At 73.2% G+C, this 14,488-nt stretch carries 15 protein-coding genes; 9 read left to right on the forward strand and 6 right to left on the reverse strand.

Features of this window, described 5'->3' with window-relative positions:
* Positions 1 to 1,133: serine--tRNA ligase (gene serS / locus ACEQ2X_RS11580; RefSeq protein WP_370325970.1), on the forward strand; the 1,133-nt coding region annotated here is incomplete at its 5' end.
* On the opposite strand, the gene ACEQ2X_RS11585 is transcribed toward serS, so the two are convergent.
* The 6 genes from ACEQ2X_RS11585 to ACEQ2X_RS11610 all read right to left on the reverse strand — a co-directional run bounded on the left by ACEQ2X_RS11585 (position 1,097) and on the right by ACEQ2X_RS11610 (position 7,706).
* Complete coding sequence (locus ACEQ2X_RS11585; RefSeq protein WP_370325971.1) at positions 1,097 to 2,572, reverse strand: diguanylate cyclase domain-containing protein; 1,476 nt, start codon at positions 2,570 to 2,572, stop codon at positions 1,097 to 1,099. The two genes, serS and ACEQ2X_RS11585, sit on opposite strands and share 37 nt — an antisense overlap.
* 72 nt (positions 2,573 to 2,644) lie before the next feature.
* Positions 2,645 to 3,784, reverse strand: coding sequence for an acyl-CoA dehydrogenase family protein (locus tag ACEQ2X_RS11590; RefSeq protein WP_370326059.1), 1,140 nt, complete (start codon positions 3,782 to 3,784; stop codon positions 2,645 to 2,647).
* A gap of 11 nt (positions 3,785 to 3,795) precedes the next feature.
* Positions 3,796 to 4,464, reverse strand: coding sequence for a TetR/AcrR family transcriptional regulator (locus ACEQ2X_RS11595; protein WP_370325972.1), 669 nt, complete (start codon positions 4,462 to 4,464; stop codon positions 3,796 to 3,798).
* A gap of 304 nt (positions 4,465 to 4,768) precedes the next feature.
* A complete protein-coding gene (locus ACEQ2X_RS11600; RefSeq protein ID WP_370325973.1) occupies positions 4,769 to 5,986 on the reverse strand; it encodes an MFS transporter in 1,218 nt (405 codons plus the stop codon).
* An 8-nt stretch (positions 5,987 to 5,994) separates the two neighbouring features.
* A complete protein-coding gene (locus ACEQ2X_RS11605; RefSeq protein WP_370325974.1) occupies positions 5,995 to 6,624 on the reverse strand; it encodes an MBL fold metallo-hydrolase in 630 nt (209 codons plus the stop codon).
* Positions 6,624 to 7,706 (reverse strand): S-(hydroxymethyl)mycothiol dehydrogenase, encoded by a 1,083-nt coding sequence (locus ACEQ2X_RS11610; RefSeq protein WP_370325975.1) that lies wholly within the window; start codon positions 7,704 to 7,706, stop codon positions 6,624 to 6,626. Before ACEQ2X_RS11610 ends, ACEQ2X_RS11605 begins: the two co-directional genes overlap by 1 nt.
* Positions 7,707 to 7,879: 173 nt before the next feature.
* Here ACEQ2X_RS11610 and ACEQ2X_RS11615 point away from each other — a divergent pair, with 173 nt between their 5' ends.
* From ACEQ2X_RS11615 to mnhG, 8 genes are read left to right on the forward strand one after another with little or no spacing between them, the layout of a single operon-like run.
* On the forward strand, positions 7,880 to 8,593 hold the full coding sequence (locus tag ACEQ2X_RS11615) for a hypothetical protein (protein WP_370325976.1): 714 nt from the start codon (positions 7,880 to 7,882) through the stop codon (positions 8,591 to 8,593).
* A 6-nt stretch (positions 8,594 to 8,599) separates the two neighbouring features.
* On the forward strand, positions 8,600 to 11,011 hold the full coding sequence (mbhE, locus tag ACEQ2X_RS11620; protein WP_370325977.1) for a hydrogen gas-evolving membrane-bound hydrogenase subunit E: 2,412 nt from the start codon (positions 8,600 to 8,602) through the stop codon (positions 11,009 to 11,011).
* On the forward strand, positions 11,008 to 11,463 hold the full coding sequence (locus ACEQ2X_RS11625) for an MnhB domain-containing protein (RefSeq protein WP_370325978.1): 456 nt from the start codon (positions 11,008 to 11,010) through the stop codon (positions 11,461 to 11,463). The genes mbhE and ACEQ2X_RS11625 overlap by 4 nt, the downstream gene beginning before the upstream one ends.
* Entirely contained in the window at positions 11,460 to 11,846 is a 387-nt protein-coding gene (locus tag ACEQ2X_RS11630; protein ID WP_370325979.1) for an NADH-quinone oxidoreductase subunit K, read from the forward strand. Before ACEQ2X_RS11625 ends, ACEQ2X_RS11630 begins: the two co-directional genes overlap by 4 nt.
* Positions 11,843 to 13,339 (forward strand): proton-conducting transporter membrane subunit, encoded by a 1,497-nt coding sequence (locus ACEQ2X_RS11635; protein ID WP_370325980.1) that lies wholly within the window; start codon positions 11,843 to 11,845, stop codon positions 13,337 to 13,339. Before ACEQ2X_RS11630 ends, ACEQ2X_RS11635 begins: the two co-directional genes overlap by 4 nt.
* Entirely contained in the window at positions 13,339 to 13,848 is a 510-nt protein-coding gene (locus ACEQ2X_RS11640) for a Na+/H+ antiporter subunit E (RefSeq protein ID WP_370325981.1), read from the forward strand. Before ACEQ2X_RS11635 ends, ACEQ2X_RS11640 begins: the two co-directional genes overlap by 1 nt.
* On the forward strand, positions 13,848 to 14,129 hold the full coding sequence (locus tag ACEQ2X_RS11645; protein ID WP_370325982.1) for a monovalent cation/H+ antiporter complex subunit F: 282 nt from the start codon (positions 13,848 to 13,850) through the stop codon (positions 14,127 to 14,129). Before ACEQ2X_RS11640 ends, ACEQ2X_RS11645 begins: the two co-directional genes overlap by 1 nt.
* Entirely contained in the window at positions 14,126 to 14,461 is a 336-nt protein-coding gene (mnhG, locus tag ACEQ2X_RS11650) for a monovalent cation/H(+) antiporter subunit G (RefSeq protein WP_370325983.1), read from the forward strand. Before ACEQ2X_RS11645 ends, mnhG begins: the two co-directional genes overlap by 4 nt.
* Positions 14,462 to 14,488: the final 27 nt, after the last annotated feature.

Below are 14,488 nucleotides of genomic sequence, written 5' to 3' on the forward strand. Positions count from 1 at the left end.
CGCCGGCGCGGCGCGCGGCCCCGAAGCAGTTCGGCAAGCGGATCGGGCCGGCGTCGGCGGAGGAGCGGCCTGGGCGGATCGCCGAGTCGACGACCGACAGCGACCGGATCGCCGCGCTCGAGTCCGATCAGGAGCGCCTCGACGCCGAGCAGCACCGGATCCTCCTGACCATCCCGAACGTCCCCCACCCGGACGCGCCGGACGGCCGCGAGGACAGCGACGCGGTCGAGCTCAGCCAGTTCGGGACCAAGCCGACGTTCGACTTCGAGCCCCGCGACCACGTGGCGATCGGCGAGCAGCTCGGGATCATCGACATCGAGCGGGCGGTGAAGATCTCGGGCAGCCGCTTCGCGTTCCTGCTCGGCGACGCGGTCATGCTCGAGTTCGCGCTGGTCCGCTACGCGATGGACATCATCGCCGGGCATGGGTTCCTGCCGGTCATCCCCCCGGTCCTGACCCGTCAGGAGGCCCTGTTCGGCACCGCGTTCCTGCCCGGCAGTGCCGACCAGATCTACACCGTCCCCGAGGACGACCTGTACCTCGTCGGCACCGCGGAGGTCCCCCTCGCCGGGATGCACCTCGACGAGATCTTCGAGGCCGACCAGCTGCCGCTGCGCTACGGCGGGTTCTCGACCTGCTTCCGGCGTGAGGCGGGGACCTACGGCAAGGACACCCAGGGCATCTTCCGGGTGCACCAGTTCGACAAGGTCGAGATGTTCAGCTGGGTGCGGCCCGAGGAGAGCTGGGACGAGCACGTGCGCCTGCGCGACATCCAGACCGAGATCCTGTCCGGTCTGGACCTCCACGGGCGGGTGGTCGACATCGCCGTCGGCGACCTGGGCGACTCCGCGGCGCGGAAGTACGACCAGGAGGTCTGGCTGCCGGGGCAGCAGCGGTACCGCGAGCTCACCAGCGCCTCGAACTGCACCGACTACCAGGCCCGCCGCTTGCAGGCCCGCTACCGCGTGGAGGACGGCACGGAGGTCGTCCACACCCTCAACGGGACCGCGTGCGCGGTCGGGCGCACCATCATCGCGGTGCTCGAGACCCACCAGCGGGCCGACGGCTCGGTCGCCGTGCCCGAGGCGCTGGTCGGCTACATGGGCAAGGAGCGCTTGACCGCGGCCGGCTGAGCGACCGCGTCGACGGCGGTGTCCCGCTTCGCGGCGTACATCGCCTCGTCCGCCCGCTCGACGGCGCTCGCCCAGCCGTGGGCGCGCGGCGGGCGGTGGTCGACGCCGATGCTGCAGCCGATCCGCACGTCGCCGTCGGGAAGCTCGATCGGGTCCGCGACGGCCTGGCGGACCCGGGTGATCCGCTCCGCGAGCTCCGCCCGACCCTCGACGTCGGGGTGGACCACGACGAACTCGTCGCCGCCGACCCGTGCGACGAGCGCCCGGTCGCCGGCGCGCTCGCGGAGCCGGCGGGCGATGGTGAGCAGCACCTGGTCGCCGGCTGCGTGGCCGTGGGCGTCGTTGACCGGCTTGAAGCCGTCCAGGTCGAGGTACAGCACCGCGACGTGCCTGCTGTGGCGGTCGGCGCCGTCGAAGACGCCGGGCAGCTCCTCGGACAGCCCGCGGCGGTTCAGCACGCCGGTCAGGTCGTCGTAGCGGGCCCGGTGCGACATCGTGGCGAGCATCGCCTCGCGCTCCCGGTCGAGCACCAACAGCCGGTGCACGACCACCACGGTCAGGAGGCACCACGCCGCGAGCAGCCAGCTCTGGGAGACCATCCCGCCGCTCAGGCGGTCGGCGACCGCGAGCGCCGGAGGGGCGGCGAGGGACAGGACCAGGGCGAGCACCCGGCTCCGGGCGCGGGTGGCGGAGGTGCCGCCCTCGGGGACGATGGCCGCCATCCTGGGGTGCGTCGCCGCGCCGGCCAGCAGGACCAGCCCCACCAGCAGCGCGGCGTCGTCGATGTTGGGGACCTCGACCAGCCGCTGCACGAACGGCAGCGCGAACTGCTCGACGGCGAGGGCGACCCCGGCGCCGAGGAGGAGGACCCCGGCGGGACGGCCGCGACGGCCGACGACGACGATCACGATCGCGAGCAGCAGGCACGACGCGGACAACACCATCTGGGCGACCTCGCCGACCCGCTCGATGACCCCCGCCACGCCGCCGTGGGGGAACGTCGGGCTGATCACCGCCCACCCCAGCAACCCGACGGCGAGCAGCATCACCGCGGCGTCGACGCGGTCCCCGCGGGTCGCCGGCTCGGCGTCCGGCGCCACCAGCCCGTGCATGCCGCGGGCGAGGAGGACGTAGCCGGCGACCTCGAGGAGGATTGTCGACTCCACCGCGACGGCAGGGGCGTCGAGGGCGACGGCGACCTCCACCGCGATCGCGCCGATCAGCACGGCCCAGGGGCCGGCGAGCAGGCACCACCACGACGACGGCCGCGGCGGACGCCGCCGGCGGATCCCGCGGGCCATGGCCGCGGTGGCGACGCCGACCAGCACGAGCTCGACCACGAGCAGCTCGACGTCCGACCGCACCGACAGCACGACGGTCGCGCTGAGGAGACCGGTGGTCAGTGCGTAGCCGCGGACGTTCACACCGTCATGAAACACCCCAGGAGTGGACTGGTGTCACATCAGATCGGTGGCCCGATGTGACTACTCCATCCTGGCCAGGCCGGCGGTTCAGAGGCCCATGGAGCGGCCCACGATCTCCTTCATGATCTCCGTGGTGCCGCCGTAGATCGTCTGGGCGCGCGAGTCGACGAAGGCCTTCGCGATCGGGTACTCGTTCATGAACCCGTAGCCGCCGTGCAGCTGCAGGCACCGGTCGATCACCTTCAGCTGCATCTCGGTCGTCCACCACTTCGCCATCGCCGCGTGCTCGACGGACAGCTCCCCGGACGCGTGGAGGTCCAGGCAGCGGTCGATGAACGTGCGGGCCAGCTCGATCTCCGTCCGCAGCTCGGCCATCACGAACCGGCTGTTCTGGAACGACCCGATCGGACGGCCGAAGGCGGTGCGGGAGGTGATGTAGTCGTGCGTCATCTCGAAGGCCGCCTCGGCGGCGGCGACCGCGTTGGTGGCAATGGACAGCCGCTCCTGGGGCAGGTTGCCGACCAGGTACAGGAAGCCCATCCCCTCCTGGCCCAGCAGGTTGGCCGCCGGCACCCGGCAGTCGTCGAAGAACAGCTCGGAGGTGTCCTGGGCCTTCATGCCCATCTTGTCGAGGTTCCGGCCGCGCTGGAAGCCGGGGGTGTCGGCATCGACGAGCAGGAGCGACAGGCCCTTGTGCGGGTCCTCCGACGTGCGCACCACGGCGATGACCAGGTCCGCCATCTGGCCGTTGGAGATGAAGATCTTCGACCCGTTGACCACGTAGTCGTCGCCGTCGCGGACGGCCTTGGTCTGGATGTTGGACAGGTCCGACCCGGTGCCCGGCTCGGACATCGCGATCGCGGTGATGCACTCGCCGGTGACCATCTTCGGCAGGTACGCCGCCTTCTGCGCGTCGCTGCCGTAGGCCATCAGGTAGGGGAGGTTGATGTCGGTGTGGACGCTGAAGCCGGGGCCGCTCGCCCCGACCCGGACCTGCTCGGCGTTGACGATCGCGTTGTAGCGGAAGTCCGCCACGCCGGCGCCGCCGTGCTCCTCGGGGACCGCCATGCACAAGAGGCCGGTCGCCCCGGCCTTCAGCCACACCTCGCGGCTGACCTGGCCGGCCTCGGCCCACTCCTCGGCGTGCGGGGCGACCTCGGTCTCCATGAACCGCCGGACGGTGTCGCGGAACATGTCGTGCTCGGCGGTGAAGCCGGTGCGGGGCAGCCAGTCGATGCTCATGTCGTCTCCTGTGGAGGTGGGGTGGACCCGGTTGTGTGGAGTCGGCGGAAGACCTCGGTGGTGGTCGCGACGAGATCCCGCTCCCAGCGGGCGTCGTCGCGCAGGACGGCGGTCAGCGACGCCCCGCGGAAGACCTGGAGGACGTAGTCGAGGGCGGTCCGGAACGAGGGGTCGTCGGCGTCGTCGGCGCCCAGCACGTCGGCGAGCAGGTCGCGGGCGGCGGCGCCGAGCCGGCGCTCGGCGTCGACCAGGGCGCGGCGCAGGTCCTCGTCGGTGCGACCGGCGATCCACAGCTCGGTCGCCGCGGCGAAGAGCGGACCGGTCATCGCATGCCACAGCAGCCCGATCCCGGCGGCCACCCGGTCCGTGCCCTCGTCGAGCGCGGCAGCCCGCTCCGCCACCCACACGCCCCGCTGGGCGCTCAGGTGGGCGACTGCGTCGAGGAGGAGGTCCTGCTTGGAGGGGTAGTGGTGCATCAGCGCCCCCCGCGACACGCCGGCCCGCCGTTGCACGGCGTTCGTCGAGGTCCCCGCGTACCCGTCCTCGATCAGGCACGCCACGGTCGCGTCCAGGATGCGCTCGCGGGTCTCCGCCGCACGGGCCACCTGGGTGCGGCGACCGCTGGCAGGGGGACCGGACGAGGTCGCAGCACGCGAGGAGGGCACGCGACGACGCTAGGCGAGCAACTTACAGACCGTCAAGTCGGTCTGTCGTGCGTGCGGTTCGGCGTCGGGCGACCGGAGTGGATGGATTCGACACCGTCGTGGGTCCCTCCGTGGAGGGATTCGACACCGTGACCGCGTGCTCGCACGTCCCTGGTCAGTTCACGGGTGGCATGAACCGCGAGAACCCGGGACAGGCCGTCCCTGAGCACCTCCTGGGGATGTCGATTCCATCCGCCGTGGGCGCCCTGTCCCTCCCCCAAGATGTCGAATCCATCCACGGCGGCGGCACGCCCACGGGGGAGCGCTACGCCGAGGTGGGGCGCTCGAGGACCCACCCGCGCGCCGAGGCCATACCCGTGACCGCCGTGAGCACCGCGACGACCAGGAGCATGACGGTCGGCACGGTCCAGGTGCCGGTGGCGTCGCGCACCGCCCCCCAGGTGACCGGGCCGGCGGCGGCCAGCAGGTACCCGACGGTCTGGGCCATCCCGGACAGCCCGGCCGCGTCCGCCGCGCCGGCCGTGCGCAGGGAGAAGAACGACAGGGCCAGGGCGATGGTCGCGCCGCACCCGACCCCGAGCACGACCACGGCGACCGTGGCGACGGCGGTCCCCGGCACCAGCAGCAGCGCGGACCCGACGACGAAGCACCCGACCCCGACCGCGGTGCTGCGCCGCTGGTCGGGACGGCCGACGTGCAGGAGCGGGACCACGAAGACGCCGAACAGGCTGGCGACGTTCAGCAGCGACACCATGGCGCCGGCGGTCACCTCGGCCATGCCCTTCGCGATCATGATGTCCGGCAGCCAGGCGATCACGACGTAGAACATCGTCGACTGCAGGCCCATGAACAGCGCGACCCGCCAGGCCAGCGGGTTGGTGTACAGCTGGCGGGCGGACAACCCGGCGGGGGAGGGGGAGGTGGGACCACCCGCCGTGGCCGGCACGAGACGGCCCTCGATGACCAGGGAGGCGATGACCACGCCGGCGCCGAGCAGGGCCGGGACGGCCCACAGGCCGGCGGAGAGCTCCCACGACGTGGCCCGCGCCACCGGGACGGCCACCCCCGCGCTGATGGTCGCGGCGATCACCATCAGTCCGGTGTAGGCGCTGGTCAGCTGGCTGGTGCGGGCGGCGAACCGCGCCTTGATCAGCGACGGCAGCAGCACGTTCCCGACGGTGATCGCGATCCCGAGCAGCGCGGTGCCGACCATCAGCCAGGCGACGGTGCCGAGCGAGCGCAGCACGATCGCCGCGGACAGCAGCACCATCGACCCCGCCAGGGACCGCCCGATCCCCGCCCGGCGACCCACCCAGGCGGCCAGGGGCGAGCACAGGCCGAAGGAGAGGACCGGCAGGGTCCCGACCAGGCCGAGCGCGACGTTCGACGCGCCGGTGTCCTCGCGGATCGTGGGGATGAGGGGCCCGACGACGGTGATCGCGGTCCGCAGGTTCAGCGCGACCGCGACGACGCCGGCGAGCACCAGCCACGACCCGACCGGCACCCGGCGGGCCTTCGACACCGGGCGGCTCAACTGCCTCGCGCCACCCAGTCGTCATAGGCCGGGCGCTCGTCGCCGATCCGGGTCTCGTCGCCGTGCCCGGTGAGGACCCGGGTGTCGTCGCCCAGCTCGAACAGGCGACCGCGGATCGACGCGAGGATGGTCGGGAAGTCGCTGAAGGACCGCCCGGTCGCACCCGGCCCGCCCTGGAACAGGGTGTCGCCGCTGAACACGACCCCCAGCTCGGGGACGTGCAGGCACACCGCGCCGGGGGCGTGCCCGGGGGTGTGGAGCACCTGGACCGACACCCCCGCCACGACCAGCTCCTGCCCGTCGGCCAGGTCACCGTCCGGGGCCCGGTCGGGGTGGGTCTGGTCCCACAGGACCCGGTCGTCGGGGTGCAGCAGGATCGGCGCGCCCGTGCGCTCGGCCAGCGCAGGCGCGACCGCGACGTGGTCGTCGTGGGCGTGGGTGCACACGATCGCGGTGACCCGCCGGTCGCCGACGACCTCGAGGATCGCGGCGACGTCGTGCGGGGCGTCGACGACCAGGCACTCCTCGTCGTCGCCGAGCACCCAGACGTTGTTGTCGACGTCGAAGGTCTCGCCGTCCAGGCTGAAGGTCCCGGACGTCGTCGTGTGGTCGATGCGCGCACCCATCAGAGCACCACCACCGAGCGGAGCACCTCGCCGCGGTGCATCTTCTCGAAGGCGGACTCGACGTCGCCGATGCCGATCTCCTCGGTCACGAACGACTCGAGCGGGAAGCGGCCCTGCAGGGCCAGGTCGACGAGCATCGGGAAGTCCCGCTCGGGCAGGCAGTCGCCGTACCAGGACGACCTCACCGCGCCGCCGCGGCTGAAGACGTCGATCAGCGGCAGCTCGAGGCGCATGTCCGGCGTCGGCACCCCCACCAGCACCGCGGTCCCGGCCAGGTCGCGCGCGTAGAACGCCTGGGTGAAGGTCTCGGGCCGGCCCACGGCGTCGATGACGACGTCGGCGCCGAACCCGCCGGTCAGCTCGCGGATCGCCTCCACGGTGTCGGACCCCCGGGCGTCCACGGTGTGCGTCGCGCCCATCGTCTCGGCCCACTCGAGCTTCCGCGGGTCGGTGTCGACGGCGATGATCGGGGAGGCGCCGACCAGCGCCGCGCCGGCGATCGCCCCGTCGCCCACACCGCCGCAGCCGATCACGGCCACGGACTGCCCGCGGGTGACACCGCCGGTGTTGACCGCAGCCCCGAAGCCGGCCATGACGCCGCACCCGAGCAGGCCCGCGGCGGCCGGCGAGATGGCCGGGTCCACCTTGGTGCACTGGCCCGCGGCCACGAGCGTCTTCTCGGCGAACGCCCCGATCCCGAGCGCGGGGGTCAGCGCGGTGCCGTCGGCGAGCGTCATGGGCTGGTGGGCGTTGTGGGTGTCGAAGCACAGGTGCGGCTGGCCGCGCTTGCAGGCACGGCACTGGCCGCAGACGGCCCGCCAGTTGAGCACCACGACGTCGCCGGGCTCGACGTCGGTGACGCCGTCGCCGACCGCCTCGACGACCCCGGCGGCCTCGTGGCCGAGGAGGAACGGGAACTCGTCGGTGATCCCACCCTCGCGGTAGTGGAGGTCGGTGTGGCAGACGCCGCAGGCCTGGACGCGCACGAGCGCCTCTCCCCGCTCCGGATCGGGCACCAGGATCGTCTCGAGGCTCACGGGCTGACCCTCGCCCCTCGCCACCACTCCCTGGACCTCGTGCACTGCGCCCTCCTCGGCTCGACGGTGTGTGATCTGCGGCGGCGAGCCTAGTCGGCAACCGGCGGCCTACCCGGAATCGGGTGTGCCGGCGAGGCAGGGGGCGGGCAGGGTGTGGCCCCATGACGCGCGAGGTCGGCACTGGTGTGACCCCTGGCCGAAAGGGCAGGATGGCCGCCATGGGACAGCCCCTCGCCCCGATGCCCCATGCCGATGACCCACGCTGGACGCGCCCGATCATCACCCTGCTGAACATCTCCGCCCTCCTCGACGTGGGCTACGAGCTCCTGAAGCTCTGGGCGGTCGGGGAGTCCCGCACGGTGCTCGGGACGAGGGTCACCGTGCACCACCCCGTCGCCCCGTCGATGGGGGGCAGCCACGGGATGCAGGTGCTCGTGCCGCTGGTCGGCGTCGCGGCGCTGGTGTTCATGAAGGCGATGCGGGACGCCGGAGCGCCCGGTGACGCGGTCACCGGCGTCCTCCGGGAGGTGGAGGACCGCCACCGGCTGCGCCCCGTCGCGGCGCACTCCGCTGCGCGGGCGGTGCTGCCCCCGGCGCTCGCGACCGTCGCGGAGGAGGAGGACAGGCCCGGACTGCTCGCCCCCATCGAGCGGACCGACGACGGCTGGCGCTTCGGCCCGGTGGTCCAGCGGGCCCTCGGCGGGTTCAGCTACGACCTCCACGGCTGGGTCGAGGCGGTCGACGTGCCGCTGGCCGGCGAGGTCACCGTCCGGTTGAGCGCGGACGCCGAGGGGCCCCGCACGGTCACCCCGCGCGACCCGGTCGACGCCGCCCAGGCCATGTTCCGCGGCGGCCAGTCGGTGGCCACCATCGCGGTGGCCCTGGGGCTGAGCCCCGAGGACGTCGAGTCGGCCCTCCGCCGGCAGGTCTGACACCGGATGGACCTGTTCGCCCTGCTGCTGGTGCCCTACGCGGTCTTCGCGATCGCCTCCGCCGCGACCGGCACCCGCGCACCCCGCACCTCGGTCGCGCTCGCGCTCGTCCCGCACCTGATCGCCCTCGGCGTCGTCGTCCGCCTCGCCCCGCAGGTCCTGGACGGCGATCGGGTGGCGGCCTCCATCCAGTGGGTGGACCTCCTCGACCTGTCCCTCGGGTTGCAGGTGGACGCCCTCGCACTGGTCATGGTGGGCCTGATCGCCGGCATCGGGATCCTCGTGGTCCTCTTCGGCGCCGGGTACACCGGCTGGAGCTCGAAGATGGGACCGCTCCTCGGCGGGCTGGTCGCGTTCGCCGGCGCGATGCAGCTGCTGGTCGTGGCCGACGACATCCTGACGCTGTACGTGGGCTGGGAGCTCACCTCGATCGCGTCGTTCGGCCTGATCGGCCAGAGCCACCACTCCCAGGCCGCGCGGGACGCCGCCCGGCAGGCCCTGATCACGACCGCCGCCGGCGGGCTCGCGATGCTGGCCGGCCTGGTCGCGCTCGGGCAGGCGACGGGCGAGTGGACCCTGACCGGGCTCGCCGAGGCGGCGCCCGGCCCCGGCGGCGTCGTCGAGCTGGCGGTGGTCCTGGTCGTCCTCGGCGCGGCGACGAAGTCCGCGCAGGTGCCCTTCGCGACCTGGTTGCCGGGGGCGATGGCCGCACCGACGCCGGTCAGCGCCTACCTGCACTCCGCCACGATGGTGAAGGCCGGCGTGTACCTGCTGCTCAGGATGAGCCCGGTGCTCGAGGGCACCGACACCTGGACCCCGCTGGTGGTGGCGTTCGGCAGCGTCACGCTGCTCACCGCCGGCTGGCGCGCGCTGCAGGCGGACGACGCGAAGCAGCTGCTGGCGTGGTCCACGGTGAGCCAGCTCGGCCTGCTCGTGACCGCGATCGGGATCGGCGGCGAGGAGGCCCTGCTCGGCGCGCTGGCCCTGGTCCTCGCCCACGCCGTCGCGAAGGCCGGGCTGTTCATGACCGTCGGCGCCGTCGACGTCGCCACCGGCACGCGCCAGCTGCCCGAGATGGCCGGCGTGTGGCGGCGGTTCCCGGTGCTCGGCGTCGCGGTCGTCCTGTGCGGCGCCTCGCTCGCCGGCATCCCGCTGCTCGCGGGCTTCGTCGCGAAGGAGGAGGTCCTCGCCGGCCTCCTCCACCAGGACGCGCTGGGCACCTGGATGGCGGTCGCGGTGGCCGTCGGCTCGGGGTTCACCGTGGCCTACACCCTCCGGCTGGTGCGCGCGGGCCTGGGGTCGTCGGCGCCCGCCGCGGACCACGGGGTGGACCGCCCCGCGGTCGCCGGCTGGCGGCTGGCGCTCCTGTCCTGGCCGGCCGCCGCGCTTGGCGCGATCAGCCTGGTCGTCGGCTGGTTCCCCGGCGTGCAGGACCGGCCGGTCGGGGCGGCGCTCGGCGTGATCGCCGAGGTGTCGGAGACGCCGCACCTCTACCTGTGGCACGGCTTCACGGTCGCGCTCGGGCTGTCCGCGCTGGCGATCGGCGGAGGTCTCGCGGTGGAGCGGTGGCTCGGCGTCCGCCACGCACCCCGGCTGTGGCCGCCGGCACCTGCCGGGACGTTCACCCGCGGCCACGACCTGCTCACCTCGAGCGCCCGCCGGCTGTCGTCGGTCACCCAGAGCGGATCGCTGCCGGTGTACCTCACCACCCTGTTCACGGTGCTCGTCGTCGTGCCGGGGATCCCGCTGGTCGCCGCCGCGGTGGAGGAGGGTGCAGTCCGCGGCAGCCCCCTCTCGATCGGTGACACCATGCTGGTGCTCGCCATCGCCGGCGCCGCGATCGTCACCGAGCGCACGGATCAGCGGTTCGCCGCGGTCCTGTCCCTCGGCGCGGTCGGGTTCGGCGTCGCGCTGGTGTTCGTCCGCTGGGGGGCGCCGGACCTCGCGCTGACCCAGCTGATCGTCGAGACCCTGAGCCTCCTCCTGTTCGTGCTGGCCCTCCGCGACCTGCCGCAGCGCTTCGGGCCCCAACCGGCGGCCATCAGCCGGTCGGTGCGGTGGATCGTCGCCACCTGCGTCGGCGCGATGGTCACGACCTTCACCCTCGTCGCCGGCGCGGCGCGGACCGCGACCCCGCCGGCGGCCGAGCTGATGGCCATCGCCGAGCCCGACGGCGGCGGCAAGAACGTCGTGAACGTGATCCTGACCGACATCCGCGGCCTGGACACCCTGGGCGAGATCACCGTGCTGGTCGTCGCCGCGGTCGGCGTCGCGCTGCTCGTCGGCCTGTCGGCGTGGCGCGAGGGACAGGACCTGACCGCCGACGAGCTCGAGGACCGCGCGACCCCCGAGGAGACCCCCGGTGGCGGCGCTGAACCCATGGGCGCGTCCACGGTCGAGGGGGAGGTGGGTCGATGAGGTCCGCGCTGCTGCGCGACGGCGACCGGGTGCTGGTGCACCCGCTGGTGCTGTTCGCCCTGTACCTGCTGATGGCCGGGCACAACCGCCCCGGCGGGGGGTTCGTCGCGGGGCTGACCCTGACCGCCGCCGTGGTGCTCCGGGCCCAGGCGCGCAGCACCGCCGACGCCATGCGGCTCCTGTGGGTCCGCCCGACCGTGCTGCTGGCCGTCGGGCTGGGCACGGCGGCCCTCGTCGCCCTCTGGCCCCTCGCCATCAGCGGTGGCGTCCTCGACCAGCCGTTCGTCGAGTTCGACGTCCCGTTCTTCCACCACGTGAAGCTGACCTCGGCGTTCGTCTTCGACATCGGCGTCGCCCTGGTCGTGGTCGGCATGGCCGGCGCGATCCTCGAGGCGTTCGGTGACGAGGCGGTCTCCGAGGACACCCCCGACATCTCGGAGGAGCCCACGTGATCATCGAGGCGGCGATCCTCGCCGGGGTCCTGGCGGCCCTCGGCGTCGCCCAGCTGCTCCAGCGCACCCTCACGCGGATCGTGATCGGGGTCGCCCTGCTCGGCCAGGCCGCGAACCTCGTCCTGCTGGTCGCCGGGGGACCGGCGGGGAACCCCCCGCTGGTCGGTGCCGAGGACCCGATCAGCGACCCGTTGCCGCAGGCGTTCGCGCTGACCGCCATCGTGATCACGTTCGCGATGCTCGCGTTCCTGCTCGCGCTCGCCTGGCGCGACGCGAAGCTCACCGGAGAGGACCGGGTGGAGGACGACATCGAGGATCGACGCGTGGCGCGGATGCGCGACGAGGAGGAGCAGCGCCAGCACCAGGAGGTCGGCGAGACGTGAGCGTCACGGCGCTGCCGCCCCTCCTCGTCGTCGTGCCGCTGCTCGGCGCGGCGGTGCTGCTGGCCCTCCGATCCCGGATCGACGTCCAGCAGGTCGTCTCGGTCCTGACGTCGGCCGGTCAGCTCGCGCTGGCCATCGCGCTGCTCGTCCAGGTCCACGACGGCGGCGTCGCACGCGCACGCATCGGCGGGTGGCCCGGCGGTCTCGGGATCACGCTCGTCGGCGACCCCCTCGCCGCCATCCTGGTGGTGGTCGCCGCCGCCACGCTCCTCGCCGTCCTCGTCTTCGCGATGGGCCAGCTGGAGGACTCCGAGGAACGCCGGTTCTTCCACCCGCTCTACCAGGTGCTGTCGGCCGGCATCGCCCTGTCGTTCCTGACCGGCGACCTGTTCAACCTGTTCGTGGCCTTCGAGATCACGCTGGCCGCGAGCTACGTCCTGCTGCTGCTGGCCACCGGCCGTGGGCTGATCCGCCCCGGCATCAGCTACGTGGTCATCAACCTCATCGGCTCGACGCTGCTGCTGCTCGCCGTCGCCTTCATCTACGCGGCCACGGGCACGGTCGACATGAACGTCGCCGCCGAGCGGCTGGCCGAGCTGCCGGACTACCTCAACACGGCGCTGCGGCTCCTGCTCGTCGTCGTCTTCGGCATCAAGGCCGCCGTCTTCCCGCTCTTCAACTGGCTCCCCGACAGCTACCCCACCGCGCCCACGGCGATCACGGCGGTCTTCGCCGGCCTGCTGACGAAGATCGGGGTCTACGCCCTCATCCGGACCCAGGGGCAGGTCTTCGGCATGGCGGGCGGCCCCCCCGACGCCCTCCTCCTGTGGGTCGCGGGCCTCACGATGATCATCGGCGTGCTGGGCGCGCTGGCACAGGACGACATCAAGCGCATCCTCAGCTTCCACATCATCAGCCAGGTCGGCTTCATGATCATGGGCCTCGGGATCTTCAGCGTCGCAGGACTGGCCGGGGCCATCCTCTACATGGTCCACCACATCCCGACGAAGACCGCGCTGTTCCTGGTGGCGGGCCTGGTGACCAAGCGCGCGGGCACCTCGTCGCTCGCCGGCGTCGGCGGGCTGATCTCGACCGCGCCGGTGACCGCAGCGCTGTTCATCCCGTTCGCGCTCAGCCTCGGCGGGATCCCGCCGCTGTCGGGGTTCATCGCGAAGCTGTCGCTGGTCCAGGCGGGCCTCGCCCCGGACCTGTGGTGGGTCGTGGCGGCCCGCCTCGTGGCGAGCCTGCTCACGATCGTCTCGATGGCGAAGGTGTGGAACGGCGCCTTCCTCGGCCGACCGCCCGAGGACCCCCCACCCGCGCCGTCGCAGCGCGGCACGGGCCTGATGACGAGCGCCACTGTCGGCGTCCTCCTCGCCACGGTGTTCGTCGTCGTGGCGGCCGGGCCCATCACCCGCGCGTCGACCGTCGCGGCCGAGCACCTGCTCGTGCCGACCGGCGACGACGTCGTGGTCGAGGAGGACGGGCAGTAGTGCGCCGCGTCGTCGCCGTCGTCCTGCTCACCGCGATGTGGGTGGCCCTGTGGGGCGACCTGAGCGCCGGCACCGCCGGCGCCGGGCTGATCGCCGCCATCGCGGTCGTGACGATCGTCCCGAACCCCCTCCCCGAGCGCGACCTGGTGTTCCGGCCCGCCCGCGCCGCGTGGTTCGTGGTGATGTTCGTCCGCGACCTCGTCGTGTCGACCGCCTCGGTCGCCCGCCTGGTCGTGTCACCGGGCGCGCGCGACGTGCACGGCACGTTCATCACCGTGCAGCTGTCCGAGCGCGGCCACGCCGTCCGGACGATCATCGCCCACTCGATCTCGCTCACCCCCGGGACGCTGACGGTGGACGTCGAGGAGGACGGCCGCACCCTGCACGTCCACGTCATCCAGGCCGCCGAGGAGCAGGCCGCCCGCGCCTCCATCGCGGCGCTCGAGGAGCGCGCGATCGCCGCGTTCGCGCCGGAGCGGGCCGACCTGCCGGCGGAGGAGGTCCGCTGATGGACAGCTCGACGGTGTTCGACGTCGTCACCGGCATCGCGCTCGGCCTGCAGGTGCTGGCGGCGGTGGTCTGCGTCGTCAAGATCGGCACCTGCCGCCACCTGCAGGACCGCATCGTGGCGCTCGACCTGCTGCTCGCCGTCGTCGTGGGCGGGGCGGCGATCTACTCCGCGCGGGAGGGGTTGACCGCCTTCCTCGACGTGCTGGTCGTCGGCGTGCTGATCACCTTCATCGGGTCCATCCTGGCTGCCCGCCTGCTGACCTCGGACCGGCCGCGATGATGGTCCTCGCCGCCCTGCTGATCCTGACCGGGTCGTGCCTGGCCCTGCTCGCCGCGGCGGGGCTGTTCCGGCTGCCCGAGGTGTACGGCCGGATGCACGCCGCCACCAAGCCCGCCGTGCTCGGCCTCGTGCTCATGCTCGTCGGGGCGGCCATCGAGCTCGGCGACGCGTCGGCCACCGTGCGGCTCCTCCTCGCCGCTGCGCTGCAGATGTTCACCGCACCCGTGGCGATGCACGCCGTCGGTCGGGCCGTGGGCCGATCGTGGGTCGCGCGGTCCTCCGACCTGTCGTGGCCGCCGCCCGACGGGGCCGCGCCCGGGCAGGTGCCGTAGCCGACCCCGCGGCGGCCCCGGCGTCGC

The sequence above is a fragment of the Euzebya sp. genome, assembly GCF_964222135.1.
GTDB lineage: Bacteria > Actinomycetota > Nitriliruptoria > Euzebyales > Euzebyaceae > Euzebya.

Bases quoted from the DNA above. Each gene is read 5' to 3' on its own strand.
- mnhG (WP_370325983.1), top strand. From the start codon at position 14,126: ATGATGGTCCTCGCCGCCCTGCTGATCCTGACCGGGTCGTGCCTGGCC.
- ACEQ2X_RS11625 (WP_370325978.1), top strand. From the start codon at position 11,008: ATGAGGTCCGCGCTGCTGCGCGACGGCGACCGGGTGCTGGTGCACCCG.
- ACEQ2X_RS11605 (WP_370325974.1), bottom strand. From the start codon at position 6,624: ATGGGTGCGCGCATCGACCACACGACGACGTCCGGGACCTTCAGCCTG.
- ACEQ2X_RS11615 (WP_370325976.1), top strand. From the start codon at position 7,880: ATGGGACAGCCCCTCGCCCCGATGCCCCATGCCGATGACCCACGCTGG.
- mbhE (WP_370325977.1), top strand. From the start codon at position 8,600: ATGGACCTGTTCGCCCTGCTGCTGGTGCCCTACGCGGTCTTCGCGATC.
- ACEQ2X_RS11645 (WP_370325982.1), top strand. From the start codon at position 13,848: ATGGACAGCTCGACGGTGTTCGACGTCGTCACCGGCATCGCGCTCGGC.